The 24,499-nt window shown below is 56.7% G+C and carries 24 protein-coding genes and 1 other annotated feature; of the genes, 12 read left to right on the plus strand and 12 right to left on the minus strand.

Translation table 11 applies throughout. The annotated features are described in order from the left end of the window. Window positions 1–100: 100 nt before the first annotated feature. Both ibpB and ibpA read right to left on the minus strand, forming a co-directional pair. The gene (gene ibpB / locus PI91_RS21835; RefSeq protein ID WP_008500161.1) at window positions 101–529 is read right to left on the minus strand and encodes a small heat shock chaperone IbpB; all 429 of its coding nucleotides are present in this window, start codon (window positions 527–529) and stop codon (window positions 101–103) included. A gap of 136 nt (window positions 530–665) precedes the next feature. Beyond that, window positions 666–1,076 (minus strand): small heat shock chaperone IbpA, encoded by a 411-nt coding sequence (gene ibpA, locus PI91_RS21840; protein ID WP_008500162.1) that lies wholly within the window; start codon window positions 1,074–1,076, stop codon window positions 666–668. After that, window positions 1,070–1,141, minus strand: a sequence feature (ROSE (Repression Of Heat Shock gene Expression) occurs in the 5'-region of heat shock genes and acts as an RNA thermometer to modulate expression.). It overlaps the preceding gene by 7 nt. A gap of 249 nt (window positions 1,142–1,390) precedes the next feature. Here ibpA and PI91_RS21845 point away from each other — a divergent pair. After that, window positions 1,391–1,723 (plus strand): YceK/YidQ family lipoprotein, encoded by a 333-nt coding sequence (locus tag PI91_RS21845; RefSeq protein ID WP_021242679.1) that lies wholly within the window; start codon window positions 1,391–1,393, stop codon window positions 1,721–1,723. Here PI91_RS21845 and PI91_RS21850 read toward each other — a convergent pair. The 3 genes from PI91_RS21850 to PI91_RS21860 form a co-directional block, all read right to left on the minus strand. Then, entirely contained in the window at window positions 1,720–2,949 is a 1,230-nt protein-coding gene (locus PI91_RS21850; RefSeq protein ID WP_039267114.1) for a DUF3748 domain-containing protein, read from the minus strand. The genes PI91_RS21845 and PI91_RS21850 overlap by 4 nt on opposite strands. A 50-nt stretch (window positions 2,950–2,999) precedes the next feature. Continuing rightward, window positions 3,000–3,812, minus strand: coding sequence for a sugar-phosphatase (yidA, locus tag PI91_RS21855; RefSeq protein WP_008500165.1), 813 nt, complete (start codon window positions 3,810–3,812; stop codon window positions 3,000–3,002). A 114-nt stretch (window positions 3,813–3,926) separates the two neighbouring features. Then, on the minus strand, window positions 3,927–4,952 hold the full coding sequence (locus PI91_RS21860) for an NAD(P)-dependent alcohol dehydrogenase (protein WP_025910743.1): 1,026 nt from the start codon (window positions 4,950–4,952) through the stop codon (window positions 3,927–3,929). A 109-nt stretch (window positions 4,953–5,061) separates the two neighbouring features. Here PI91_RS21860 and PI91_RS21865 point away from each other — a divergent pair, with 109 nt between their 5' ends. Next, window positions 5,062–5,997 (plus strand): LysR family transcriptional regulator, encoded by a 936-nt coding sequence (locus PI91_RS21865; RefSeq protein WP_032654294.1) that lies wholly within the window; start codon window positions 5,062–5,064, stop codon window positions 5,995–5,997. Window positions 5,998–6,031: 34 nt separating this feature from the next. On the opposite strand, the gene gyrB is transcribed toward PI91_RS21865, so the two are convergent. Genes gyrB through dnaA form a run of 4 tightly spaced genes read right to left on the minus strand, consistent with a single transcriptional unit; the run spans window position 6,032 to window position 12,044 of the window. Continuing rightward, entirely contained in the window at window positions 6,032–8,443 is a 2,412-nt protein-coding gene (gyrB, locus tag PI91_RS21870) for a DNA topoisomerase (ATP-hydrolyzing) subunit B (RefSeq protein WP_039267115.1), read from the minus strand. A gap of 28 nt (window positions 8,444–8,471) precedes the next feature. After that, the gene (gene recF, locus PI91_RS21875; protein ID WP_008500169.1) at window positions 8,472–9,545 is read right to left on the minus strand and encodes a DNA replication/repair protein RecF; all 1,074 of its coding nucleotides are present in this window, start codon (window positions 9,543–9,545) and stop codon (window positions 8,472–8,474) included. Then, the gene (gene dnaN / locus PI91_RS21880) at window positions 9,545–10,645 is read right to left on the minus strand and encodes a DNA polymerase III subunit beta (protein ID WP_008500170.1); all 1,101 of its coding nucleotides are present in this window, start codon (window positions 10,643–10,645) and stop codon (window positions 9,545–9,547) included. The genes recF and dnaN overlap by 1 nt, the downstream gene beginning before the upstream one ends. 4 nt (window positions 10,646–10,649) lie before the next feature. After that, window positions 10,650–12,044, minus strand: a complete 1,395-nt coding sequence (gene dnaA / locus PI91_RS21885; protein WP_039267117.1) for a chromosomal replication initiator protein DnaA — start codon at window positions 12,042–12,044, stop codon at window positions 10,650–10,652. A 599-nt stretch (window positions 12,045–12,643) separates the two neighbouring features. On the opposite strand from dnaA, the gene rpmH reads away from it, so the two are divergent. From rpmH to PI91_RS21925, 9 genes are all read left to right on the plus strand, one after another. After that, window positions 12,644–12,784: a 50S ribosomal protein L34 gene (gene rpmH / locus PI91_RS21890; protein WP_000831330.1), complete on the plus strand. Its 141-nt coding sequence runs from the start codon at window positions 12,644–12,646 to the stop codon at window positions 12,782–12,784. 16 nt (window positions 12,785–12,800) lie between these two features. Continuing rightward, complete coding sequence (rnpA, locus tag PI91_RS21895; RefSeq protein ID WP_021242673.1) at window positions 12,801–13,160, plus strand: ribonuclease P protein component; 360 nt, start codon at window positions 12,801–12,803, stop codon at window positions 13,158–13,160. Further along, window positions 13,124–13,381: a membrane protein insertion efficiency factor YidD gene (gene yidD / locus PI91_RS25100; protein WP_001307474.1), complete on the plus strand. Its 258-nt coding sequence runs from the start codon at window positions 13,124–13,126 to the stop codon at window positions 13,379–13,381. Before rnpA ends, yidD begins: the two co-directional genes overlap by 37 nt. Window positions 13,382–13,383: 2 nt before the next feature. Further along, window positions 13,384–15,027, plus strand: coding sequence for a membrane protein insertase YidC (gene yidC / locus PI91_RS21900; RefSeq protein ID WP_008500173.1), 1,644 nt, complete (start codon window positions 13,384–13,386; stop codon window positions 15,025–15,027). Window positions 15,028–15,099: 72 nt separating this feature from the next. Continuing rightward, on the plus strand, window positions 15,100–16,464 hold the full coding sequence (mnmE, locus tag PI91_RS21905) for a tRNA uridine-5-carboxymethylaminomethyl(34) synthesis GTPase MnmE (protein ID WP_032654291.1): 1,365 nt from the start codon (window positions 15,100–15,102) through the stop codon (window positions 16,462–16,464). 111 nt (window positions 16,465–16,575) lie between these two features. Further along, entirely contained in the window at window positions 16,576–17,751 is a 1,176-nt protein-coding gene (locus PI91_RS21910) for an MFS transporter (RefSeq protein ID WP_039267118.1), read from the plus strand. After that, window positions 17,720–18,691, plus strand: a complete 972-nt coding sequence (gene yidZ / locus PI91_RS21915; protein ID WP_039267119.1) for an HTH-type transcriptional regulator YidZ — start codon at window positions 17,720–17,722, stop codon at window positions 18,689–18,691. The genes PI91_RS21910 and yidZ overlap by 32 nt, the downstream gene beginning before the upstream one ends. 122 nt (window positions 18,692–18,813) lie before the next feature. After that, window positions 18,814–19,560 carry a 4'-phosphopantetheinyl transferase superfamily protein gene (locus PI91_RS21920; RefSeq protein WP_039267120.1) on the plus strand — a complete coding sequence of 249 codons (747 nt, stop codon included), beginning with the start codon at window positions 18,814–18,816 and terminating at the stop codon, window positions 19,558–19,560. Window positions 19,561–19,596: 36 nt separating this feature from the next. Continuing rightward, complete coding sequence (locus tag PI91_RS21925) at window positions 19,597–20,163, plus strand: NADPH-dependent FMN reductase (RefSeq protein ID WP_014833835.1); 567 nt, start codon at window positions 19,597–19,599, stop codon at window positions 20,161–20,163. Between the two features lie 91 nt (window positions 20,164–20,254). On the opposite strand, the gene adeP is transcribed toward PI91_RS21925, so the two are convergent. Next, entirely contained in the window at window positions 20,255–21,592 is a 1,338-nt protein-coding gene (adeP, locus tag PI91_RS21930; protein ID WP_021242668.1) for an adenine permease AdeP, read from the minus strand. Window positions 21,593–21,757: 165 nt separating this feature from the next. Here adeP and yieH point away from each other — a divergent pair, with 165 nt between their 5' ends. Beyond that, the gene (gene yieH, locus PI91_RS21935; RefSeq protein WP_039267121.1) at window positions 21,758–22,423 is read left to right on the plus strand and encodes a 6-phosphogluconate phosphatase; all 666 of its coding nucleotides are present in this window, start codon (window positions 21,758–21,760) and stop codon (window positions 22,421–22,423) included. A gap of 31 nt (window positions 22,424–22,454) precedes the next feature. Here the strand turns inward: yieH and PI91_RS21940 are convergent, their stop codons facing one another. Together PI91_RS21940 and phoU are read right to left on the minus strand one after the other, a co-directional pair. Continuing rightward, a complete protein-coding gene (locus PI91_RS21940) occupies window positions 22,455–23,603 on the minus strand; it encodes an esterase (protein ID WP_087450469.1) in 1,149 nt (382 codons plus the stop codon). A 160-nt stretch (window positions 23,604–23,763) separates the two neighbouring features. Then, window positions 23,764–24,489, minus strand: coding sequence for a phosphate signaling complex protein PhoU (gene phoU / locus PI91_RS21945; RefSeq protein ID WP_008500182.1), 726 nt, complete (start codon window positions 24,487–24,489; stop codon window positions 23,764–23,766). Window positions 24,490–24,499 lie beyond the last annotated feature (10 nt).

The following is a 24,499-nucleotide window of genomic DNA, read 5'->3' on the forward strand; positions in this document are numbered from 1 at the left end:
GGCGCACAAAAAAGCCCTGCCGGGGCAGGGCCTTGTGCGGTCTGTGAGCAGTGTCGGGTGGCGGCTGCGCCTTACCCGACCTACAGGTTCGGCGGGCTTGTTAACTATTCAACGCCGGCCGGTCGCTAATGGCGATACGCTGCGGCGCGATGGCTTCCGGTACGTTACGGGTCAGGTCAATATGCAGCAGCCCGTTGGTAAACGTTGCGCCGGAGACGTCCATATGGTCTGCCAGGGTAAAGCTCAGGCTAAACGGCTGATTAACCAGCCCCTGATGAAGCCATTTGGTCTCGGTCTCTTGTTTCTCCGGCGTACCTTTCACGGTCAGACGCGTGCCTTCGAGCTGAATATCCAGATCCTCCTGACGGAAGCCAGCCAGCGCCAGGGTGATGCGATAGTGGTTATCGTCGCTTTTTTCGATGTTGTACGGCGGAAACGTCTGTTGCTCAGCGGTGTTTTGCAGGGCATTAGCCAGTTTGTCAAAACCAATCCACTGACGAAGTAAGGGGGATAAATCGTAGTTACGCATACTAAATCTCCTTCTGAGAAGCGAGTTCGGCACAGTTTAATTTTGTGCGCAGTTGTTCCTGCAAATCCTGATGGATTCGCATATGCTCCCGTTACGGCAAGCAGGTCTGGGTGGGCCGCTCGCGCGACCCGCATAATTAGTTAATTTCGATACGACGCGGTTTTTTCTCTTCCGGAATCACACGTTCCAGTTCGATAAACAGCAGGCCGTTGACCAGGTTTGCACCTTTCACATGAATGTTCTCGGCTAACTGGAACTTGCGTTCAAAGTTGCGCTCAGCGATGCCCTGGTAAAGGTAGGTACGTTCTTTCTGCTCGGCCGTATGGGAACCTTTCACCACCAGCAGGTTGTCCTGCGCGGTGATCTCCAGTTCGTTTTCTGCAAAACCGGCGACGGCAATGGCGATGCGGTAGTGGTTTTCGTCAACCAGCTCAACATTGTATGGAGGGTAGCCGTTGCTCTGGCTTTGGTTATTTTCTAAATGGTTAAACAGGCGGTCAAAACCAATTGCAGAACGGTACAGCGGAGAAAGATCGAAGTTACGCATAAATAAAACTCCTGAAATCAGCGAGAAAAGTAAGCCTTCCACCATGGACAGGCCTTTACGCCCCCCGAACACCCATCAGGCGAGTTCGTTATCGGGTCGTATTCTTAAAATGGGTCTGCAACCGGGCTTTTCAAGCATGACAACTGCACTTTTTTTTGCACTTTCCTGCATCTCGCATAGACTGGGACAACAGCACAAAGGGTTAAATTGCGATGGCTGCCACAGTGCGGGGTTATCGGGCTATCCATTTTGGATAAGGCTCGCTATAACCCTGAGTTGCAGGTCTATGCAGTGCCATTAACGATGACTGAGTGATGATGAAAAATGTTCTGATAAAGCTGACGACGTTCAGCGGGGTAGTTTTACTTTGCGGGTGTTCGAGCGTGATGTCTCACACCGGCGGTAAAGAAGGAACATATCCGGGGACGCGCGCCAGCGCGGCGATGATCTCCGATGACGATACAAACTGGGGCACCAAATCCCTGGTTATCCTGGATATGCCGTTTACGGCTGTGGCGGACACGCTTCTGCTGCCGTGGGATTTATTCCGTAAGGACGACTCCGTGCGCTCACGGGTAGAGAAAAGCGAGCAGGAAAATCTGGCGACAAACGCCGTCATTCCGCCCGCAGAGATGCCGCCGCGCTAGTTCTGCGCGGTTTCCGCTAACCAGAGCTGACGTAAACCGTCCGTCTCTTCCATCCACGCAATAAAGCGCCCGTCCGGGGAAAATACGACGGCATCCGCAGACGGCGGATTGCCGTGATCGGACGTCAAAAACGTCACCTGTCCGGTCTGCGCGTCACAGCAGGCGATCCGGTTTTCGAGCACAAACCCAAGCCGATCACCCGCCGGATGCCAGTTAAACGCAGACTGAATATCGCTCCCGTTACGCGTCAGCTGGCGCGGCTCGCCGCCATCAGGTGAGATCAGCCACAGCTGCACAATGCCGTTATCGTCGCGCATCAGAAACGCGATCTGTGTCCCCTCCGGGTTGCTGCGAACCCAGTGACGCGGCACGTTCACCAGGCCCGGATAGGCCCTTTGATGCGTAAAGGTCAAACGACGCTGCTTCACCCCAGCAGGCGGGGCTGGCAGGGTCTCTGCGGTGCCCTGAAGCGGCGCATCGCCCGCCCGTTTCCAGCTCTGTTCATCTTCTGGCAGGTTAACAATAAACAGTTCAGGCACTTTCTCGCCCGTTGCAGACAGGGTATCGCCGATAAACGCCAGTCTGTCGTTGCCCACCCAGCCCTCTTCGTAGGCGCGGTTAATCTCGTCGCTGCCCGGCTGCGGGTTGGGCGTCGTGCGGCTGACCAGCACGCTCCAGTAAGTCCCCGGGTATTCACGAGGATGGTTTCCCGGCGGATTCACCGGGCCATAAGGCGCCGCCACGCCGACGTTGCGTAAATCAAGCTTCGCATCGCGCACGTGCAGCACGTGGTCGTTATAGGTAAAGCTGACAAGCTGGCCGTTCGGGCTGAAGACATGGACGTGGCTGCCGCCGCGCAGCGCGCCCGGGGTGAACGGTGAAGTGATATCCATTGCGTCCAGGTTGCTCATCTGCCCGTGATGCGCAATTACCCCCTGGCGATGATGAAAATCGTAGTGCCAGTCCGCATCCGGGTTTTTCGGGCCGTGGATAAAGACGTATTTCTCCTGCGCGGGATGAACGGTCACCACGCCAACGTGCGCACCGTCAGTGGCGCGATAAATCACCTCGACCTCGCCCGTAACAACATTAACCCGCTCGATGGTTTCACCGGTGAACGATGCACCTGACGGGCGCACGTCATAGACCAGCCACTGGCTGTCCGGCGTCCAGGTATTGATGTTAGTAAGCTGGTGGTTGCGGGAAGCGAAGGTGATTTGTTTCATGAGGATACCCTGATGCGCGGTTTTCGCATCAGGGTATCGCAAGCGGGTGTTTAGTTCAGCACAAACTTCTCAATGGCGTAAGCCACGCCGTCTTCAAGGTTGGATTTGGTGACAAAATTAGCCACTTCTTTCACTGACGGAATAGCGTTATCCATCGCTACGCCCATGCCCGCGAATTCAATCATCGCGATGTCGTTTTCCTGATCGCCCAGCGCCATGATTTCGTCCGGCTTGATGCCCAGCGCGTCGGCCAGCGATTTCACGCCGGTGCCTTTATTGACGCGTTTATCGAGGATTTCAAGGAAGTACGGCGCACTTTTCAGCACGGTGTATTTCTCTTTCACTTCGGCCGGAATGCGCGCAATCGCTTTATCCAGGATCTCCGGCTCGTCGATCATCATCACTTTCAGGAACTGGGTGGCCGGATCCATCTTCTCGGCTTCACAGAACACCAGCGGAATGGTCGCCACGTAGGATTCATGTACCGTGTAGTAGCTGATATCACGGTTGGCGGTGTAAAGCGTATTGCGATCGAGAGCGTGGAAGTGGGAACCCACCTCACGGGACAGTTTTTCCAGGAACCGGTAGTCATCGTAGCTTAGCGCGGTTTGCGCAACCGTACTGCCATCTGCGGCTTTCTGCACCAGCGCGCCGTTATAGGTAATGCAGTAGTCGCCAGGCTGATTCATGTGCAGCTCTTTCAGGTAGCTGTGCACGCCCGCATACGGACGCCCCGTGGTGAGGACCACATTCACGCCCTTTGCGCGTGCCGCGGCGATCGCGTTCTTAACGGCTGGAGAGATAGTGTGGTCTGGCAGCAACAGCGTGCCGTCCATATCGATTGCAATAAGTTTGATAGCCATGAGTTCCCCGGGATAAATGAGTGCTGCCTCATGCTAACGCGATTAAGCACACAAAAATAGAGCTACCTTGCGCAACAAAAGCCCCCTTTTACGCCTATCCCGAGGAACAAAGACTTACTCGCGGGTGAGAACGATTTTACCAAACGCACCGCGATCCAGATGCTCAAGAGCCTGTTTAAGCTCGTTAAAACGGTAGCGATGCTCAATCACGGGTTTCAACCCGGTGACATCCACGGCGCGGACGAAATCTTCCAACGCCCGGCGGTGCCCCACGCCGATCCCCTGAATGACGGGAGATTTCAGCAACAGTTCGCCAGCAGAGAGCGAAATGTCAGACCCGGCCAGCACGCCAATGACCGAGATACGTCCATGAACAGCAACGGCGCGCAGGGAGTGCTTCAGGTTCTCGCCCCCCACGGTTTCGATAATATGGTCGATGCCGCGATCCTGCGTCAGCGCCAGCGCCTCTTCAGCCCAGTCGCCTTTCAGGCGGTTGATGCCCTGGCTGGCCCCCAGCTTTTTGGCCAGCGCCAGCTTTTCATCGCTCCCGGACGTAACAATGACCTCTGCGCCGTGCGCTTTTGCGATTTGCAGGGCGAAAATCGCCACGCCGCCCGTTCCCTGTACCAGCACCGATTGCCCGGCGCGCAGCTGACCGCGTTCCACCAGTGCGAACCAGGCGGTAAGCCCCGCGCAGGGTAAGGTGCTGGCCTCTGCGTCATCCAGGGTTTCCGGCGATGCCGCCAGCGCGTCTTCCTTCACAATCACGTACTCGGCCAGCATTCCCTGGAAGTATCCACCGGACGTTTTATAGGGCAAATTGCGCGCGTCCGCCTGCGGCTTACCGTCGATCCACTCCGGAAAGAAGGTTGAGATAACGCGGGCACCGGGCTGGAAACGCGTGACGCCTTCACCAATGCTGTCGACGACGCCCGCCATGTCAGACGCCGGGGTAAACGGGAAGGAAAGCGGAATCGGCATCGTGCCTTCAATCACCATTTTGTCGCGATAGTTGAGCGCGACGGCATTCACCCTTACGCGAACTTCACCCGGACCTGGCTGGGGAATGGGCTCCTGAATAAGCGTAAGGCTCTCGCGCCCAAGGGCGCTCATCGTCCAGCGTTGCATTGTCTCGGTCATTTTTTTCTCCGGCCATCAAGTAAGCTTTAGTACTGACAGTCTACCGTTGACGCATGGTCGCCAGTGGCGATAAGTTTTCTCTATATTGACGCCAAAAAAGATACAATTCATGACCGACACGCTGAAGGATATCCCTGTTTTTGTCGCTGCCGTAGAGGCGGGAAGTTTCGCTCAGGCCGCCATTCGTCTGCATTTGTCACGCTCGGCGGTAGGAAAAAGCATCGCTCGTCTCGAGGAGCGACTGGGGGTACGGCTGTTTCAGCGCACCACCCGCAGCCAGAGCCTGACCGATAACGGCGCCCTTTTTTATGAACGGTGCCTGCGTGCGCTGGAGGAAATTCGGGGCGCAGAGTCGCTGCTTGAAACGGGGAAACAGCAGGTCAGCGGCCGCCTGCGCGTTGCCATGCCGGTACTGTTTGGCCGCCAGTGCGTCGCGCCGCTGTTGATTGAACTGGCGCAGGAACACCCCGGGCTTGAGCTTGAAATGTCGTTCAGCGACCGCGTGGTGGATCTGGTGGAGGAAGGGTTTGATATGGCGGTGCGTAACGGCACGCTGCAGGACAGCAGCATGCTGGTCGCCAGAAAGCTGGGGGAACACCGCATGGTGCTGTGCGCTGCGCCGGATTATCTGCAGAACAAAGGCCAGCCGCAAAGCGTGGCTGACTTACCCCATCATACGGCGATTAACTATCTGCGCGCAGGCAGAGTGTTACCCTGGCAACTGATGGATAACGAAGGGACCTCGCACACCTTTACTCCCCGTTCATCGCTCAATATGGATGATTTGCAGGCCATCTGCGACGCGGCGCTGGCCGGGCACGGGATTGCCTGGCTCCCCTGCTGGATGGCCATTAAAGAAATTCATCAGGGAAAGCTCGTCCCGCTCCTGAAACAGGCGCCCGATGTCCATTTTGACGTTCATGCCGTCTGGCAGCAAACGCCGCACCTGCCGCTGAGGGTGAGGATTGCCGTCGATACGCTCGCCAGTCGCTTACCGTCAGTGCTGTCGCAGGATATGCCCGCGCCCATAAAAAAGCCGCGCTAAACGCGCGGCCAGTTATCGTGCGGTATCACGTCGATTAAATATCGATATTTGCCGCTTTCAGGGCGTTCTCTTCGATGAAGGCACGACGTGGTTCAACCGCATCGCCCATCAGGGTCGTGAACAGCTGGTCTGCAGCAATCGCGTCCTTAACGGTCACGCGCAGCATGCGACGGCTTTCCGGATCCATGGTGGTTTCCCACAGCTGCTCCGGGTTCATTTCGCCCAGACCTTTATAGCGCTGGATCGCGAGGCCGCGACGGGACTCTTTCACCAGCCAGTCCAGCGCCTGCTCGAAGCTGGCTACCGGCTGACGACGTTCGCCACGTTCGATGAACGCATCGTCTTCGATCAGGCCGCGCAGCTTCTCGCCGAGCGTGCAGATACGACGGTATTCCGGACCGGTGACAAACTCGTGCTCCAGCGGGTAGTCGGTGTCGACGCCGTGGGTACGCACGCGAACGATCGGCTCGAACTGCCCGTCAGCGTTCTGCTGAACATCGCATTTCCACTGGCTGCCGTGCTGCTCTTTTTCGTTCAGATCGGTCACCAGAGCGTTCACCCAGCGGGTGACGGTCTGCTCGCTGCTCAGATCGGCTTCGGTCAGGGTTGGCTGATAAACCAGCTCCTTCAGCAGCGTTTTCGGATAACGGCGTTCCATACGCGTAATCATTTTCTGCGTGGCGTTGAACTCGGACACCAGACGCTCCAGCGGCTCACCGGCCAGTGCAGGGGCGTGCGAGTTCGCGTGCAGGGTCGCGCCATCAAGCGCGATTGCGATTTGGTACTGATCCATCGCTTCGTCATCTTTGATGTACTGTTCCTGCTTGCCTTTCTTCACTTTGTACAGCGGCGGCTGGGCAATGTAGACGTGGCCACGCTCAACGATTTCTGGCATCTGACGATAGAAGAAGGTCAACAGCAGCGTACGGATGTGCGAGCCGTCGACGTCCGCATCGGTCATGATGATGATGCTGTGGTAGCGCAGTTTGTCCGGGTTGTACTCGTCACGGCCAATGCCGCAGCCCAGCGCGGTGATGAGTGTCGCCACTTCCTGATAAGAGAGCATCTTGTCGAAACGGGCTTTCTCAACGTTGAGGATTTTACCCTTCAGCGGCAGAATCGCCTGGTTCTTACGGTTACGGCCCTGCTTCGCAGAACCGCCCGCGGAGTCCCCTTCCACGAGGTACAGTTCGGACAGCGCCGGGTCGCGTTCCTGGCAGTCAGCCAGCTTGCCCGGCAGGCCGGCTAAGTCCAGCGCGCCTTTGCGACGGGTCATTTCACGGGCTTTACGCGCCGCTTCACGGGCACGCGCCGCATCAATAATTTTGCCCACCACGATTTTCGCGTCGGACGGGTTTTCCAGCAGGTATTCGCTCAGCAGTTCGTTCATCTGCTGCTCAACCGCCGATTTCACCTCGGAAGAGACCAGCTTGTCTTTGGTCTGTGAGGAGAACTTCGGATCCGGCACCTTCACGGAAACCACGGCAATCAGGCCTTCACGGGCATCGTCACCGGTGGCGCTGACTTTCGCTTTCTTGCTGTAGCCTTCTTTGTCCATGTAGGCGTTCAGGGTACGGGTCATCGCCGCACGGAAGCCTGCAAGGTGGGTACCACCGTCACGCTGTGGAATGTTGTTGGTAAAGCAGTAGATGTTTTCCTGGAAACCGTCGTTCCACTGCAGCGCCACTTCAACGCCGATGCCGTCTTTTTCGGTGGAGAAATAGAAGATATTCGGGTGAATAGGCGTTTTGTTCTTGTTCAGATACTCAACAAACGCCTTGATACCGCCTTCGTAGTGGAAGTGGTCTTCTTTGTTGTCGCGTTTGTCGCGCAGGCGAATCGAGACGCCGGAGTTCAGGAACGACAGTTCACGCAGGCGTTTCGCCAGGATGTCGTACTCGAACTCGGTGACGTTGGTGAAGGTTTCGAGGCTCGGCCAGAAACGCACCATGGTACCGGTTTTGTCGGTGTCGCCGGTAACGGCCAGCGGTGCCTGCGGCACGCCGTGCGTGTAAAGCTGACGGTGAATTTTGCCTTCGCGCTGGATAACCAGCTCCAGCTTCTGCGACAGGGCGTTTACTACCGAAACACCTACGCCGTGCAGGCCGCCGGAAACTTTATAGGAGTTATCGTCGAACTTACCGCCTGCGTGCAGGACGGTCATGATCACTTCCGCCGCGGAGACGCCCTCTTCGGGGTGAATACCGGTTGGGATGCCACGGCCGTCATCGGTGACGGAGACGGAGTTATCCGCATGGATGGTGACCACGATGTCTTTACAGTGACCCGCGAGCGCTTCGTCGATAGCGTTATCTACCACCTCGAATACCATGTGGTGCAGACCGGTGCCGTCATCCGTGTCGCCGATATACATACCCGGGCGCTTACGCACCGCATCCAGCCCTTTCAGGACTTTGATACTGGAGGAGTCATAAGAATTCGACATCAACGTTTCTCGCTCATTTCAACTTGGGTTAATCCGTTATTTTACCCTTTTCCACGGTAAACATCTTCGAATTTTCGTCCGACATGTCCATAACGTGTTCAGCGCTAATGGCGCTGACGAAAACCTGCGACTGCGTGGCTTTTAAGCGGCTGGCAAGCAGCCCGCGCCGCGCGTCGTCAAGTTCCGAGGCAAAATCATCTATCAGGTACAGGCAGCGTCGCCCGCTTTCGCGGGTGAGGAACTCCCCCTGTGCCAGGCGCAACGCACACATCAGGAGCTTGAGCTGCCCGCGCGACAACGTGTCTTCCACCGGCGCACCGTCGGCACGAATGCGGAAATCCGCCTTGTGCGGGCCGTGCGCGGTGTAGGTCAACATGCGGTCGCGCTCGAAGCTTCTCTCTAACACTTCGGCATAATCCGTCTCTTTCTCCCAGCCGCGCTGGAAGGAGAAGGTGAGAGAGAACTCGGGTAAAAACTGTTTGCAGGTGTCGGCCATGTCTTCGGCAATACCTGCGCTGTATTCGGCACGCCAGTTGCTGATTTGTTCCGCAAGAGGGATTAACTCCATGTCCCACGGACGCAGCTGGGCGTAGCGCGTCACCTGGCGCAACGCGGCGTTACGCTGCTTGAGCAGACGCTTCAGGTTGCTCCAGGCGTTAAAGAATCCGGCTTCGTTGTGAAAGCATCCCCAGTCGAGGAACGCTCTTCTGTATTTGGGGCCGCCGTTGAGTAAAGTAAACCCCTCGGGCGTGATCAGCTGCATCGGCATCAGCAGCGCCAGCTCGGCCACCTTGTGGCCGTCGGTACCGTCGATGCGCACCTTGCTGTCGCCCTGCTTGTCTTTGGTCAGGCCGATGGCGGTCTCCCGCTCCTCGCCCTGCAAACGCCCGTGCAGAACAAAAGATTCCTGCTCGTGGCGAATCACGCGACCAATCTGCAAACTGCGAAACGCCCGACCGTGGCCGAGCGTATAGATGGCTTCCAGCACGCTGGTTTTGCCGCTGCCGTTCGCGCCAACCAGGAAATTAAAGCCAGGGGATAAAGCGAGATCCGCGCTTTCGATGTTGCGAAAGTCGCGGATCAACAGACGGGTGAGCGACATTACAGTCTCATTGGCATGACAACATAGGCAGCCGACTGTGATGCGGCATCTTCAATCTGTACGCTCGAAACGGAGTCGGTCAGCAGGATGCGCACGTTCTCGCATTTCAGCGCGTTCAGCACATCCAGCACGTAGCTAACGTTGAAGCCGATTTCCATCTCAGCCCCGGCGTAGGTGACGTCCAGAATCTCTTCTGCCTCTTCCTGCTCCGGGTTGTTGGCGGTGATTTTGATCTGGTTTTCACTCACGTACAGGCGCACGCCGCGGAATTTCTCGTTGGAGAGGATCGCGGCACGGGCAAAGGCCTGCTTGAGGCTGTCGCAACCGGCTTCCAGCGTTTTGTCCGGGTTCTTCGGCAATACGCGGCGATAATCCGGGAAACGGCCGTCAACCAGCTTCGATGTGAAGACAAAATCGCCCACGTGGGCGCGGATGTTATTGCTGCCGATCTGCACGCGCAGCGGCGTGTCGCCACCGTCGAGCATACGCATCAGCTCAATCACCCCTTTACGCGGCACGATCACCGAATGGTTTGGCAGCGAGTCGCCAATCGGCATGGAACAGACCGCCAGACGGTGGCCGTCGGTCGCCACGGTACGCAGCTCTTCACCTTCGGTTTCGAACAGCATGCCGTTTAAGTAGTAACGAACGTCCTGATGCGCCATGGAGAACTGGGTGGCTTCAATCAGACGCTTCATCGTCGCCTGCGGCAGGGTGAATTCCACTTCGCTCTGCCAGTCGTCCAGGTTCGGGAAGTCCGCTGCAGGCAGCGTGGAGAGCGAGAAACGGCTGCGGCCAGAGCGCACCAGCATACGGTCGCCTTCCAGCTGCACGGCGATTTCAGCACCTTCCGGCAGCCCGCGGCAGATATCAAAGAATTTACGTGCCGGAACCGTGGTCGCGCCCGCGTCGTGCGGCTGCGTCAGCGTAACGCGCGCGATCATTTCCATTTCCAGATCTGTACCGGTCAGCGACAGCGTACCGTCCGCGACCTGAAGCAGCAGGTTTCCGAGAATAGGCAGCGTTGGGCGGCCGCCTAATGGGCCACTCACCTGTTGCAGCGGTTTTAATAAATGTTCACGTTCAACGGTAAATTTCATAGCGTCACGATGATAATGTTCTGATTAGATTGGAAAAATCTTCTTTTATGTCGTGGCTTTCTTCGCGTAACTGCTCAATCTTGCGACAGGCGTGCAGCACGGTCGTATGGTCACGGCCACCAAACGCATCCCCGATTTCCGGCAGACTGTGGTTGGTTAACTCCTTTGCCAGCGCCATCGCCATCTGACGCGGGCGCGCCACCGAGCGGGAACGACGTTTAGACAGTAAATCTGCCACTTTGATCTTGTAATACTCAGCCACCGTCTTTTGAATATTGTCGATAGTGACCAGTTTTTCCTGCAATGCCAGCAAATCACGCAGCGCTTCACGCACAAAATCGATGGTGATCGCACGACCGGTAAAGTTGGCATTGGCGATAACGCGGTTCAGTGCCCCTTCCAGCTCACGCACGTTGGAGCGCAGACGCTTGGCAATGAAGAACGCCACTTCACCCGGCAGGCGAATGTCGTTTTCATCGGCTTTCTTCATCAGGATCGCGACGCGGGTTTCCAGCTCCGGTGGCTCGATCGCCACGGTCAGGCCCCAGCCGAAGCGGGATTTCAGACGATCTTCCACACCGTTGATCTCTTTTGGATAACGATCCGAGGTCAAAATGATCTGCTGATTGCCTTCCAGCAGGGCGTTGAAGGTGTGGAAAAATTCTTCCTGCGATCGTTCTTTATTGGCAAAGAACTGAATGTCATCGATCAGCAGCGCGTCAACGGAACGGTAGTAGCGTTTAAACTCTTCGATCGCATTGTTTTGCAGGGCTTTTACCATGTCCTGAACGAAGCGTTCGGAGTGCATATACACCACTTTGGCATTGGGCTTGCGCGCCATAATGCCGTTGCCCACCGCGTGCAGCAGGTGCGTTTTACCGAGACCCGTGCCGCCATACAGGAATAGCGGGTTGTAGGCCCCGCCGGGGTTATCAGCAACCTGGCGAGCCGCCGCGCGCGCCAGCTGGTTCGACTTACCTTCAACGAAGTTATCGAACGTGTGTTTGACGTTTACGTTAGAGCGGTAGGTTGGCTCAGCCGGTGCGGGAACATTATCCCAGCCCTGACGAGCGGGTGCGACGCGAGGGGCCGGAACAGGAGCGGCCTGAGCAGGCGCTGCGACGTTCACGGTTTCACGAACGGTTTGGGTGACCGGCTTTGTACCCACTTCAAAGCGCAGCTGTGGGGCATCTGACCCGCAGAAATCGTTCAGCAGTCCATTGATGTTATTAAGGTATTTGTCCCTTACCCAATCGAGCACAAAACGGTTTGGCGCGTACAAAGCCAGCGTGTTATCGCTCAGTTCCGCCTGCAACGGGCGGATCCACATACTGAATTCTGTGGCTGGTAACTCATCCTGCAATCGGGCAAGACACTGCTGCCAAAGCGAAAGTGACACGGCGGACTCCACTCGAACAATAAAAGAAAACTATTGAATATTCATGATTGTTGGCGCACATCGGCATGACCCTGTGTAAAGGGGGACGTGCGAATTGCTATCTGCAATTTATCCTGACCAGGATCCTGGGATCCCGATCGGGACCGCGGATCATAGCCTAAACTGAGCCAGAGATCTTCTGTTTCTCACAGATTCTTCCCGATTTATCCACAGGAAGATCAGAAACCGGTTAAGTGTAAACGATCCTGGCGCGAGTGCCCCACGATTTAGCCCGCATATTGGAAAAATTAATGAGCACAGCCAATTTATTGCTTAAATGATCTAACGAAGATCCGGGACGATCCTTGCGCTTTATCGGTGAGCCCGTATAATCCTCGACCCGGCGCGTGATGCTCATCTTCCTGCGTCGTCCGTTGCTCATTTTCCACGCGAAAACGTGCGGAAATACGCGGGAAATAAGGAAAGAGAATTGACTCCGGAGTGTACAATTATTACAATCCGGCCTCTTTAATCACCCACGGCTTCGGCGTCCGTCATTCGAAACTCGGTCGGGCATCCGCAAAAGTCATGAATTTTTTCAAGTTTAGGTAGAAATCGCCATGAAACGCACTTTTCAACCGTCTGTACTGAAGCGCAACCGTTCTCACGGCTTCCGTGCTCGTATGGCTACTAAAAATGGTCGTCAGGTTCTGGCACGTCGTCGTGCTAAAGGCCGCGCTCGTCTGACCGTTTCCAAGTAATAAAGCTAACCCCTGAGTGGTTAAGCTAGCATTTCCCAGGGAGTTACGTTTGTTAACTCCCGCTCATTTCACTTTCGTCTTCCAGCAGCCACAACGGGCTGGCACGCCGCAAATCACCATCCTCGGCCGCCAAAATTCGCTGGGGCATCCCCGCATCGGTCTCACAGTCGCCAAGAAAAATGTTAAGCGTGCGCATGAACGCAATCGGATTAAACGTCTGACGCGTGAAAGCTTCCGTTTACGTCAGCACGAACTGCCTTCAATGGATTTCGTGGTGGTGGCGAAGAAAGGGGTTGCCGACCTCGATAACCGTGCTCTCTCGGAAGCGTTGGAAAAATTATGGCGCCGCCACTGTCGCCTGGCTCCCGGGTCCTGATAGCCCTCATTCGGGTCTATCAACGCCTGATTAGTCCGCTACTCGGGCCGCACTGCCGTTTCACACCAACATGCTCAAGCTACGGAATTGAGGCATTGCGCAGGTTTGGAGTGATAAAAGGCAGTTGGTTGACGGTGAAACGCGTATTAAAATGCCACCCTTTACACCCCGGTGGAGACGACCCCGTCCCCCCAGGACCCTTTGATACCAGAGAACACTAACGATGGATTCGCAACGCAATCTTCTTATCATCGCTTTGTTGTTCGTGTCTTTCATGATCTGGCAGGCATGGGAGCAGGATAAAAATCCTCAACCCCAGCAGCAGACCACGCAGACTACGACCACCGCAGCGGGTAGCGCCGCCGACCAGGGCGTACCGGCCAGTGGCCAGGGGAAACAGATTACGGTTAAGACCGATGTGCTTGAGCTGACAATCAACACCCGTGGTGGTGATGTTGAGCAGGCGCTGCTGTTGACCTACCCGAAAGAGCTGAAGTCTAACGAACCGTTCCAGTTACTGGAAACCACGCCTGAGTTTATCTACCAGGCGCAGAGCGGCCTGACCGGTCGTGACGGCCCGGATAACCCGGCTAACGGTGCGCGTCCACTGTATAACGTCGAGAACGACACCTTTGTGCTGGCTGATGGCCAGAACGAACTCGTTATCCCGATGACCTATACCGACGCCGCAGGCAACACCTTCACCAAAACCTTCACCCTGAAGCGCGGTGAGTATGCGGTGAACGTGGGCTACAGCGTACAGAACGCCAGCGCGAAACCGCTGGAGCTGTCGACCTTTGGCCAGCTGAAGCAGTCCATCAATCTGCCGTCTCACCGTGACACCGGAAGCAGCAACTTTGCGCTGCACACCTTCCGTGGCGCGGCGTACTCCACGCCTGACGCGAAGTACGAGAAATACAAATTCGACACCATTGCCGATAACGAAAACCTGAACGTCAGCGCTAAAGGCGGTTGGGTGGCGATGCTGCAGCAGTATTTCGCGACGGCGTGGGTGCCAAATAACGACGGTACCAACAACTTCTATACCGCGAACCTCGGTAACGGCCTTGCAGCCATCGGCTACAAATCTCAGCCGGTTCTGGTACAGCCGGGTCAAACCGGTAAGCTGGCCAGCACCCTGTGGGTTGGCCCGGAAATTCAGGACAAAATGGCCGCTGTTGCGCCGCACCTGGATCTGACCGTGGATTACGGTTGGTTGTGGTTCATCTCTCAGCCGCTGTTTAAGCTGCTGAAGTTCATCCACAGCTTCCTGGGTAACTGGGGCTTCTCTATCATCGTTATCACCTTCATCGTTCGTGGCATCATGTACCCGCTGACTAAAGCGCAGTACACCTCCATGGCGAAGATGCGCATGCTGCAGCCGAAGATTCAGGCAATGCGTGAGCGTCTGGGCGATGACAAACAGCGCCAGAGCCAGGAAATGATGGCCCTGTATAAAGCAGAGAAAGTGAACCCACTGGGTGGCTGCTTCCCGCTGCTGATTCAGATGCCAATCTTCCTTGCGCTGTACTACATGCTGATGGGTTCCGTTGAGCTGCGCCACGCGCCGTTCGCACTGTGGATCCATGACCTGTCCGCACAGGACCCGTACTACATCCTGCCGATCCTGATGGGCGTGACGATGTTCTTCATCCAGAAGATGTCGCCGACCACCGTGACCGACCCGATGCAGCAGAAGATCATGACCTTTATGCCGGTCATCTTCACCGTGTTCTTCCTGTGGTTCCCGTCAGGTCTGGTGCTGTACTATATCGTCAGCAACCTGGTGACCATCATCCAGCAGCAGTTGATTTACCGTGGTCTGGAAAAACGTGGCCTGCATAGCCGCGAAAAGAAAAAGTCCTGATCCGATAAGTTAACGCTAAAATAAGGGCGGTCGATTGACCGCCTTTTTTATTTGTATTGAACGAGAGCAACCATGAGCCATAACGACACTATCGTCGCCCAGGCAACCCCACCGGGACGCGGTGGTGTAGGCATTCTGCGTATCTCCGGCCTGAAGGCACGCGAGGTGGCCGAAGCGGTGCTGGGTAAACTGCCAAAGCCGCGCTACGCTGATTACCTGCCGTTTAAAGATGCCGACGGCACGCCGCTGGACCAGGGCATTGCGCTGTGGTTCCCCGGCCCGAACTCCTTTACCGGTGAAGACGTGCTGGAGCTTCAGGGCCACGGCGGCCCGGTTATCCTCGACCTGCTGTTAAAACGTATCCTGACCCTGCCGGGCCTGCGCATTGCCAAGCCGGGCGAGTTCTCCGAGCGTGCCTTCCTCAACGACAAGCTCGACCTGGCGCAGGCTGAGGCCATTGCTGACCTGATCGACGCCAGTTCTGAACAGGCGGCCCGCTCTGCTCTGAACTCGCTGCAGGGCGCATTCTCCGCGCGTGTGAATCACCTTGTGGAAGCACTTACTCACCTTAGGATCTACGTTGAAGCGGCTATCGACTTCCCGGACGAGGAGATCGACTTCCTCTCTGACGGCAAAATCGAAGCCCAGCTCAACCAGGTAATGGCCGATCTCGACGCCGTTCGTGCCGAAGCGCGCCAGGGCAGCCTGCTGCGCGAAGGGATGAAGGTGGTGATTGCCGGACGCCCGAACGCCGGTAAATCGAGCCTGCTGAACGCCCTGGCGGGCCGTGAAGCGGCAATCGTAACCGACATTGCCGGCACCACTCGCGACGTGCTGCGCGAGCACATCCACATCGACGGCATGCCGCTGCACATCATCGATACCGCCGGTCTGCGCGATGCCAGCGACGAAGTTGAGCGCATCGGTATCGAACGCGCCTGGCAGGAGATCGAGCAGGCCGACCGCGTGCTGTTTATGGTGGACGGCACCACCACCGACGCCGTTGACCCGGCGGAGATCTGGCCGGACTTTATTGCCCGTCTGCCGGCCAAACTGCCGATCACCGTGGTGCGTAACAAAGCGGACGTGACCGGCGAAACGCTCGGTATCAGCGATGTGAATGGTCACTCACTGATTCGCCTGTCGGCGCGGACCGGTGAAGGCGTGGACGACCTGCGTAACCATCTCAAGCAGAGCATGGGCTTTGATACCAGCATGGAAGGCGGCTTTCTGGCGCGTCGCCGTCACCTGCAGGCGCTGGAAGAGGCGGCACGCCATCTTGACCAGGGCAAAGCGCAGCTGATTGGCGCGTGGGCAGGTGAACTGCTGGCGGAAGAGCTGCGTCTGGCGCAGCAGAATCTGAGCGAGATCACCGGGGAGTTTACGTCGGACGATCTGCTGGGACGGATCTTCTCGAGCTTCTGCATTGGCAAGTAATTCCCGCTAATCCATGGTGATTTCCTCCTGGGAAATCACCATTGTCCAAATGGCAACTCGCCTAATCCCTTTTCACCCCCTATCCTGCATGCCTGCATCTATGGGGGGTTTATGGCGCGTTTTCTGTTTTGTAGTTTCGCATTAGTTCTGCTTTATCCGTCCGGCATTGATATGTATCTGGTGGGACTACCGCATATCGCCCGCGATCTGGGCGCCAGCGAAGCGCAGCTGCATATTGCCTTTTCGGCCTACCTCGCGGGGATGGCGTCGTCGATGGTCTTTGCCGGGAAGATCGCGGATAAAGCAGGCCGTCAGCCTGTAGCTATCGCCGGTGCCATCGTTTTTGCCCTGGCATCCCTTCTCTGCTCACAGGCGCAAAACAGCACCGTGTTTCTGGCCGGGCGCTTTATCCAGGGCATCGGTGCGGGCGGTTGCTACGTGGTGGCGTTTGCCATTTTGCGCGACACCTTAAGCGCCCAGCGTCGCGCTAAGGTGCTCTCGATGCTGAACGGCATTACCTGCATCATCCCGGTGCTGGCCCCGGTCGTGGGCTATCTGATCATGCTGAAGTTCCCGTGGCAGAGCCTGTTCTGGACCATGGCGGCGATGGGCGCGCTGGTGTTTGTCCTGTCGATTGCCGTGCTGAAAGAGACCCACCCGGGCTCGCAGAATACCGGCCATACCGCGACCATTCACCCGGCAGAGAAGCTTCTCAACCGCTTTTTCCTCAGCCGTCTGACCGTGACCACGTTAAGCGTGGCGGTGATCCTGACCTATGTAAACGTTTCCCCGGTGTTGCTGATGGAGACCATGGGCTTCGATCGCGGTGAGTATTCAACGGTGATGGCTTTAACCGCGATGGTCAGTATGGCCGTTTCGTTCTCTACCCCGTTTGCGCTGAATATCTTTCGCCAGCGCACGCTGATGCTGACCTCACAGGTTTTATTCATGGCCGCAGGCGCGATCCTGGCGACCACCAGCTCACATGCGGTGATGCTGGTGGGCATTACGCTCATTTGCGCCGGGTTCTCGGTTGGCTTTGGCGTGGCGATGAGCCAGGCGCTTGGTCCCTTCTCGCTGCGGGCAGGCGTGGCGAGTTCGGTACTCGGGATCGCGCAGGTCTGCGGCTCGTCGCTGTGGATTTGGCTGGCAGCCGTAGTTGGCCTGAACGCGCTGAATATGCTGATCGGGGTTCTGATTGGCTGTAGCATAGTCTGCATTACCTTACTTATGGTCATCCAGCCCGCGGCGCACTATGAAGAAGCCCATCAGCAGTCTCGATCTTAACCTGTTGCTGTGCCTGCAGCTTTTGCTGCAGGAGCGCAGCGTTACCAAAGCGGCGAAGCGGATGAACGTGACGCCGTCGGCGGTGAGTAAATCACTGGCCAAGCTGCGTGACTGGTTTGACGACCCGCTGTTTGTCAAAACGCCGCTAGGGCTGCTGCCGACGCCGCTGACGGTGAGCCTGGAGCAGGATCTGGCTGACTGGATGCAAATCGGCAACCAGATCCTCGATAAATTCCATCATGATTCTCCGGGCGGGCTGACGTTCGTGCTGGCCGCGGAAACGCCGCTGATGCTGATCCGCTTCAATACCCTGCTGGAGCAGGTGAACCAGCGCTATCCACAGGCGACGGTGAAAATGCACCAGTGGGATTACGACTCGCTGGACGCGATTACGCGTGGCGAGGTGGATTTGGGCTTCACCGGGCGTGAAACGCATCCGCGATCCCGCGAGCTGCTTAAGCTGATGCCGTGGTTTATCGACTACGAAATCCTGTTCAGCGACCGCCCCTGCGTCTATCTGCGCGAGGATCATCCGGCGCTTCAGCAAGAATGGAATCTGGAGACCTTCCTGCGCTATCCCCACATCAGCATCTTCTGGGAACGCAGCGATACCTGGGCGCTTGATGAGGTGTTAAAGGAGATGGGACGCGATCGCACTATCGCCATGAGCCTGCCGGGCTTCGAACAGGCGATGTTTATGGCGGCGCAGCCCGGCCATCACTATATCGCCACCGCCCCGCACTACTGTCACCACTACAATGAACTCCACCAGCGTAAGCTGATCGCGCTTCCGATCCCCATTGATGAGGAGCAGGCGGATAAATTGACCGTGCCCTTCACGCTGATCTGGCATAAACGGAACAGCCATAATCCCAAAATTCTCTGGCTGCGGGAGACCATCAAGGCGCTGTACGGTGCGAGCGATCCAATTTTTGCCTAAGAAAATGTAAAGTTCGGTCCTAAGGCTTCTCTTACTTCCATTTACTGATTAAAACAGGAGGCAAGTTAAGCGATAATCATGTAACCGTTTAACCGATTACGACCATTATCAAGGAGCGAAAAATGGCTACGCACTTTGCAAGAGGGATACTTACAGAAGGACGTCTCGTATCGGCAAGAATTTCTTCAGCCTGTCACCGTGAAGCACTCACGCTTCCGGAGCATCGCAGGTCGCGGTTTTTAGCGTCCCGAGCGCTTCTCGCGGAACTGATGTTTATGCTGTACGGCACCAGCGAGCTGCCGGACATCATTACCCAGCCAGAAGGCCGCCCGGTCTTTGCGGACCCGGAGCTCCCTCGTTTTTCCATTGCCTACACGGGCAATATCATTGGGGTCGCGCTGACCACCGAAGGGGACTGTGGGCTTGATATGGAGCTTCAGCGCGCGACGCGCAGCTTCCACGGTGGTAACGCGCATGAAGGCTATCCGCTCTCCAGCAATGAGAAGCTGTGGGTACGCAACCAGAACGATCCTGTTGAAGCCAGAGCCCAGCTCATTACCCTGCGCCAGAGCATTCGCAAGCTCTGCGGATGCGCCTCAGACGACGCCAGCCTGCTGCAGCTGTTGCCTGGCTCCGGACGTCTGCGCGCCACCCAGGCCACGCTGGTAGAAGCGCTCTGCGACGCGGAGGATGTGCTCATCTGGTCCATCGCGGTGACCCCCGCCATCGAACGCATGAAAATCTGGGAATTTGACAGTCAACAGGGATGGCGTAGCCTTCCTGATGTGCCCGAGCGCGCCAACGAGCCCGCCGCACGTCTGATGCGATTAACCAGTTTACCGGCAGAAAAAGCATTCACCCTTAGCTGATCCAATCAGGGTCATCATGATGAAACAGGAGTAATCATGTCTGATACGTTGAAAGTTGTTACGTTACTGGGAAGCCTGCGCAAAGGTTCATTTAACGGGATGGTAGCCCGCACGCTGCCACAGCTGGCACCTGCAGGTATGGAAATTAGCGCCCTGCCGTCTATTGGCGATATTCCGCTTTATGATGCTGACGTACAGCAGGAAGAAGGGTTCCCGCAGAGCGTTGAGGCGCTGGCAGAGCAGATTCGCCAGGCTGACGGCGTGGTCATCGTCACGCCAGAGTACAACTACTCTGTACCCGGTGGTCTGAAGAATGCCATCGACTGGCTGTCCCGTTTACCTGAGCAGCCGCTGTCAGGCAAACCGGTGTTGATCCAGACCAGCTCCATGGGCGCGATTGGCGGCGCGCGCTGCCAGTATCACCTGCGTCAGATCCTGGTCTTCCTCGATGCGATGGTGATGAACAAGCCGGAATTTATGGGCGGAGTGATTCAGAACAAGGTCGACCCGCAAACGGGTGAAGTGGTGGATCAGAGCACGCGCGACCATCTCTCTGGCCAGCTGACGGCGTTCGGGGATTATATTAAGCGGGTCAAAGCCTGATAAAAAAGCCCGGTGGCGCTAGCGCTTACCGGGCCTACACTCGTCAGTAGGTCAGGTAAGCGAAGCGCCACCTGACACCACAAACCGCACCTTAGTGCGCGTCAATAAACACAATCTTCAGCACAAACAGCAGCGCCACAACGATGACGCACGGGCTGAGGTCGCGGAAGCGGCCGGTACCGATCTTCATTACGCAGTAAGAAATAAAGCCCAGCGCGATACCTTCGGTAATCGAGAAGCTGAACGGCATCATCACGGCGGTAATAAACGCCGGCACCGCTTCGGTTAAATCATCCCACTTCACGCGCGACAGGCTGGAGGTCATCAGCACACCCACATAGATCAGCGCGCCGGCTGCAGCGTACGGAGGCACCATGCCCGCCAGCGGCGAGAGGAAGATCACCAGCAGGAACAGAATACCCACTACAACCGCCGTCAGGCCGGTACGGCCGCCCACGGAGACGCCGGAAGAGGATTCGATGTAAGCGGTCACAGACGAGGTCCCGATAAATGAACCGGTCACAGAGGAGATACTGTCCACAAACAGCGCCTGCTTCATGCGCGGGAATTTGCCTTTCTCATCTGCCAGACCCGCTTTGTCGGTCACGCCGATCAGCGTACCGGAGGAGTCGAACAGGTTAACCAGCATGAAGGAGAAAATCACGCCCGCCAGGCCCAGGTTCAGGGAACCCGCCAGATCAACATGGCCAACAACGGTAGAGACGCTCGGTGGCGCGGAAACGATGCCGTTATAGTGAACGTCGCCCAGCATCCAGCCCAGCAGCGTGGTCACCACGATGGAGACCAGCACCGCCGCATGAATATTGCGGGAAGCCAGGATGGCGATGATAAAGAAGCCCAGCACGCCCAGCAGCACGTTATGCGAGGTCAGGTGGCCGATGCTCACCAGCGTATCCGGGTTCGCCACGATCACGCCGGCGTTTTTCAGCCCCATCATCCCGATAAACAGACCGATACCGCTGGTGATGCCCACGCGCAGGCTCACGGGAATGTTCGCAATCATCCAGTAACGCACGCGGAAAATGGTCAGCAGCAGCAGGCCAACCGCGCCCCAGAAGATGGCGCCCATACCCACCTGCCACGGCAGCCCCATCGCCTGAACCACCACAAAGGCAAAGAACGCATTCAGACCCATCGCCGGGGCCAGCGCGACCGGCAGGTTAGCGAACACACCCATCAGAATGCTGCCGAGGGCCGCGATCAGACAGGTAGTCACGAAGACGGCGCTGGTATCCATGCCAGCAACGCCCAGAATTTGAGGGTTAACAAAAACGATATAGACCATCGTCAGGAAGGTGGTGAAACCGGCGATCACTTCGGTGCGTGCCGTCGTGCCGTGCTCGCGCAGTTTAAACACGCGCTCAAGCAGACCCTGACCAGATGTCTGGGTAGTGTGTTGTTGACTCATCATCAATTTCCGAACAAGGAGGGAAAATTCGTCGCTATCCTATACCAAAATGCGACAATAGTGGCGGTTACGTGATACTTTTTTCATTGAATTTGCTTATACGGCAACGATTGCGTTCCGGTGAACTGCCGTACGTAAACGTTAAACTGGTTAAAAGGGAAAGGCATGTCCGGAATTGAAGCGGTATTTTTCGACTGCGACGGTACGCTGGTCGACAGTGAGGTCATTTGTTCCCGCGCGTATGTCGCCATGTTCCAGGAATTTGGCATTACGCTGGAACTCGACGAGGTGTTTAAGCGCTTTAAGGGCGTGAAGCTCTACGAGATCATCGACATCATTAACGAAGAACACGGCGTCGTTCTGGATAAAGCGGCTCTGGAACCGGTGTACCGCGCCGAGGTTGCGCGCCTTTTCGATTCGGAGCTGGAGGTGATTCCGGGCGCAAACGCGCTGCTGGATGCCATGACGGTGCCGATCTGCGTGGTCTCCAACGGACCGGTCAGCAAAATGCAGCACTCGCTCGGCAAGCTTGAGATGCTGCACCACTTCCCGGAAAAACTGTTCAGCGGCTACGATATCCAGCGCTGGAAGCCGGACCCGGCACTGATGTTCCATGCGGCAAAGGCGATGAACGTTAACGTAGAGCACTGCATTCTGGTGGATGACTCGTCTGCGGGCGCGCAGTCGGGGATTGATGCGGGGATGGAGGTGTTTTACTTCTGCGCCGACCCGCACAACAAGCCGATCGATCATCCAAAAGTCACGACCTTCACCGATCTGGCGCAGCTACCCGCGCTGTGGAAGGCGCGCGGGTGGAATATTACGCGTTAAGCCGCCCCTCCCGGCAGGGAGGGCGACAGGTTTATCTGAAGAGCTTTTGAACAAACTCAGCATACGCCGGACGCCAGACGTCCATTTCGTGGTTCAGACCGGGGTACATTTTATAGTCGAATTTGATGCCCTGCTTTTCCAGCTCCGCCTTCAGACCGGCGATATCTTTGCCGGTCACCGAATCGCGCTCTCCCACAACGACGGTGAAGTTATGCAGCTGCCGGTTAATGGCCTCAGGCTGCTTAAAGCGTGCGGCCACGCCTTCGTCAGGCACGGTTGTCGTGGTAACGCCGCTGAACGTTCCCAGCCAGCCGAAGCTCTCCAGATGATTCATCCCGGAGACCAGCGCCTGATAACCGCCCTGTGACAATCCCGCCAGTGCCCGGCCTGCCGCATCTTTACGCACGTTGAAGCGTGTATCCACCAGCGGAATAATCTCGCTCATCAGTTCACGGTCTGCGGCTTTCGCATTGAGCGGATAGAAAGACTTCCGTCGTTCTGCCGGTGGGAAGTTCTCGGGGATGGCCTCAGTGCTCTCCGTCTCGGTGTCTGGTACCACCACCAGCATCGGTTTAATTTTCCCTTCGGCCATCAGGTTATCCATGATTTGCGGCAGACGGCCCTGGTCGATGGCAGAGAGCCCGGTATCCCCAAAGCCATGGTAGAAGTAGAGCACCGGTAAGGGTTCCCCTGTGCCGTTGTAGCCAGGGGGAGTCCATACATAGACGCGGCGCTCTGACTTGAGCGACGGCGAGTGCCAGGTCAAGGTCGTCAGATCGCCATGCGGTACAGGACGATCGTCGAGAATACTGCCCGGAACCAGAATCAGGCTGGTGTTCACCTGCCGCTGGGGTTTTTGATAGCGGCTTCCCGTGTCAACTGAACGGAAACCATCGATGTCGAAATAATATTCGTACAGATTCGGTGCCATCGGCTCGCTTTTCCATGACCAGACGCCATTTTTCTCTTTCGTCATATCATGGGAAACCTGGCTTTCAGGCATTGACCCCGTCACCACGGAGACTCGCGTTGCGCCGGGTGCAAACAGGCGAAACGTAATGCTTTTATCCGCATTAACCTGGGTCACATAGTGGCTGACCGGGGTAGTCTGGTCAGGTGTGACCGGCAACGGTGCGGCAATCACGTCTGTTCCAGTACCGATCCCGATGCTGATGGCCATCGCCAGGCACGCTAATGAATTTTTCATATACCATCCTTTGCTGTTTTTTCGTCTCACGTTAGCGCGTTTCGAACGTCAGGCAACGGATGAAGGGGAAAATTGTGATTACACTAGAAATAACAACGCCGGTGAGTACCGGCGTTGTTATCAGATGACAGGATTACTCTTTCGGATCTTTACCCGCCAGCAGCTTGTCCAGCTCGTCGCCGCCCACGTGACGGAAGTCCTGACCCTTCACGAAGTAGAAAATGTATTCGCAAATATTCTGGCAGCGGTCACCGATACGCTCGATAGAACGCGCGCAGAACAGGGCCGTCAGCACGCTCGGGATCGTGCGGGAATCTTCCATCATGTAGGTCATCAGCTGGCGCACGATGCCTTCATACTCCTGATCGACCTTCTTGTCTTCACGGTAGATACGCACCGCTTCGTCCAGATCCATCCGCGCAAAGGCATCCAGCACGTCGTGCAGCATCTGCACGGTGTGGCGGCCCAGCGACTCGAGGCTCACCAGCAGCGGCTGGTGCTGCTGCGAAAACTTCTCCAGCGCGGTGCGGCAGATTTTATCGGCGACGTCACCAATACGTTCCAGCTCGGCGATGGTTTTGATGATCGCCATCACCAGACGCAGGTCGCTCGCCGTCGGCTGACGTTTCGCGATAATGCGCACGCAGGCTTCGTCGATAGCCACTTCCATCATGTTGACGTTTTTATCGCCTTCAATGACGCGCTTCGCCAGCTCGCTGTCCTGGTTGTGCATCGCCGTAATCGCATCAGAAAGCTGCTGCTCGACCATGCCGCCCATGGTCATCACCTGGGTGCGAATGCTTTCCAGCTCTGCGTTGAACTGGCCGGAAATGTGTTTATTAAGATTGAGGTTGTCCATGGTTTCTCCA

This window comes from Enterobacter sp. FB (assembly GCF_000805795.1).
Classification (GTDB): domain Bacteria; phylum Pseudomonadota; class Gammaproteobacteria; order Enterobacterales; family Enterobacteriaceae; genus Enterobacter; species Enterobacter roggenkampii.

What these genes read in the sequence shown, in the direction of transcription:
- rpmH (WP_000831330.1), top strand. Translation starts at nt 12,644, where the DNA reads ATGAAACGCACTTTTCAACCGTCTGTACTGAAGCGCAACCGTTCTCAC.
- PI91_RS21865 (WP_032654294.1), top strand. Translation starts at nt 5,062, where the DNA reads ATGACCGACACGCTGAAGGATATCCCTGTTTTTGTCGCTGCCGTAGAG.
- PI91_RS21860 (WP_025910743.1), bottom strand. Translation starts at nt 4,952, where the DNA reads ATGACCGAGACAATGCAACGCTGGACGATGAGCGCCCTTGGGCGCGAG.
- gyrB (WP_039267115.1), bottom strand. Translation starts at nt 8,443, where the DNA reads ATGTCGAATTCTTATGACTCCTCCAGTATCAAAGTCCTGAAAGGGCTG.
- mnmE (WP_032654291.1), top strand. Translation starts at nt 15,100, where the DNA reads ATGAGCCATAACGACACTATCGTCGCCCAGGCAACCCCACCGGGACGC.
- dnaN (WP_008500170.1), bottom strand. Translation starts at nt 10,645, where the DNA reads ATGAAATTTACCGTTGAACGTGAACATTTATTAAAACCGCTGCAACAG.
- ibpA (WP_008500162.1), bottom strand. Translation starts at nt 1,076, where the DNA reads ATGCGTAACTTCGATCTTTCTCCGCTGTACCGTTCTGCAATTGGTTTT.
- adeP (WP_021242668.1), bottom strand. Translation starts at nt 21,592, where the DNA reads ATGAGTCAACAACACACTACCCAGACATCTGGTCAGGGTCTGCTTGAG.
- yidA (WP_008500165.1), bottom strand. Translation starts at nt 3,812, where the DNA reads ATGGCTATCAAACTTATTGCAATCGATATGGACGGCACGCTGTTGCTG.
- ibpB (WP_008500161.1), bottom strand. Translation starts at nt 529, where the DNA reads ATGCGTAACTACGATTTATCCCCCTTACTTCGTCAGTGGATTGGTTTT.
- PI91_RS21845 (WP_021242679.1), top strand. Translation starts at nt 1,391, where the DNA reads ATGATGAAAAATGTTCTGATAAAGCTGACGACGTTCAGCGGGGTAGTT.
- recF (WP_008500169.1), bottom strand. Translation starts at nt 9,545, where the DNA reads ATGTCGCTCACCCGTCTGTTGATCCGCGACTTTCGCAACATCGAAAGC.
- yidZ (WP_039267119.1), top strand. Translation starts at nt 17,720, where the DNA reads ATGAAGAAGCCCATCAGCAGTCTCGATCTTAACCTGTTGCTGTGCCTG.
- PI91_RS21850 (WP_039267114.1), bottom strand. Translation starts at nt 2,949, where the DNA reads ATGAAACAAATCACCTTCGCTTCCCGCAACCACCAGCTTACTAACATC.
- yieH (WP_039267121.1), top strand. Translation starts at nt 21,758, where the DNA reads ATGTCCGGAATTGAAGCGGTATTTTTCGACTGCGACGGTACGCTGGTC.
- PI91_RS21920 (WP_039267120.1), top strand. Translation starts at nt 18,814, where the DNA reads ATGGCTACGCACTTTGCAAGAGGGATACTTACAGAAGGACGTCTCGTA.
- PI91_RS21910 (WP_039267118.1), top strand. Translation starts at nt 16,576, where the DNA reads ATGGCGCGTTTTCTGTTTTGTAGTTTCGCATTAGTTCTGCTTTATCCG.
- PI91_RS21940 (WP_087450469.1), bottom strand. Translation starts at nt 23,603, where the DNA reads ATGGCCATCAGCATCGGGATCGGTACTGGAACAGACGTGATTGCCGCA.
- yidD (WP_001307474.1), top strand. Translation starts at nt 13,124, where the DNA reads ATGGCGCCGCCACTGTCGCCTGGCTCCCGGGTCCTGATAGCCCTCATT.
- PI91_RS21925 (WP_014833835.1), top strand. Translation starts at nt 19,597, where the DNA reads ATGTCTGATACGTTGAAAGTTGTTACGTTACTGGGAAGCCTGCGCAAA.
- yidC (WP_008500173.1), top strand. Translation starts at nt 13,384, where the DNA reads ATGGATTCGCAACGCAATCTTCTTATCATCGCTTTGTTGTTCGTGTCT.
- phoU (WP_008500182.1), bottom strand. Translation starts at nt 24,489, where the DNA reads ATGGACAACCTCAATCTTAATAAACACATTTCCGGCCAGTTCAACGCA.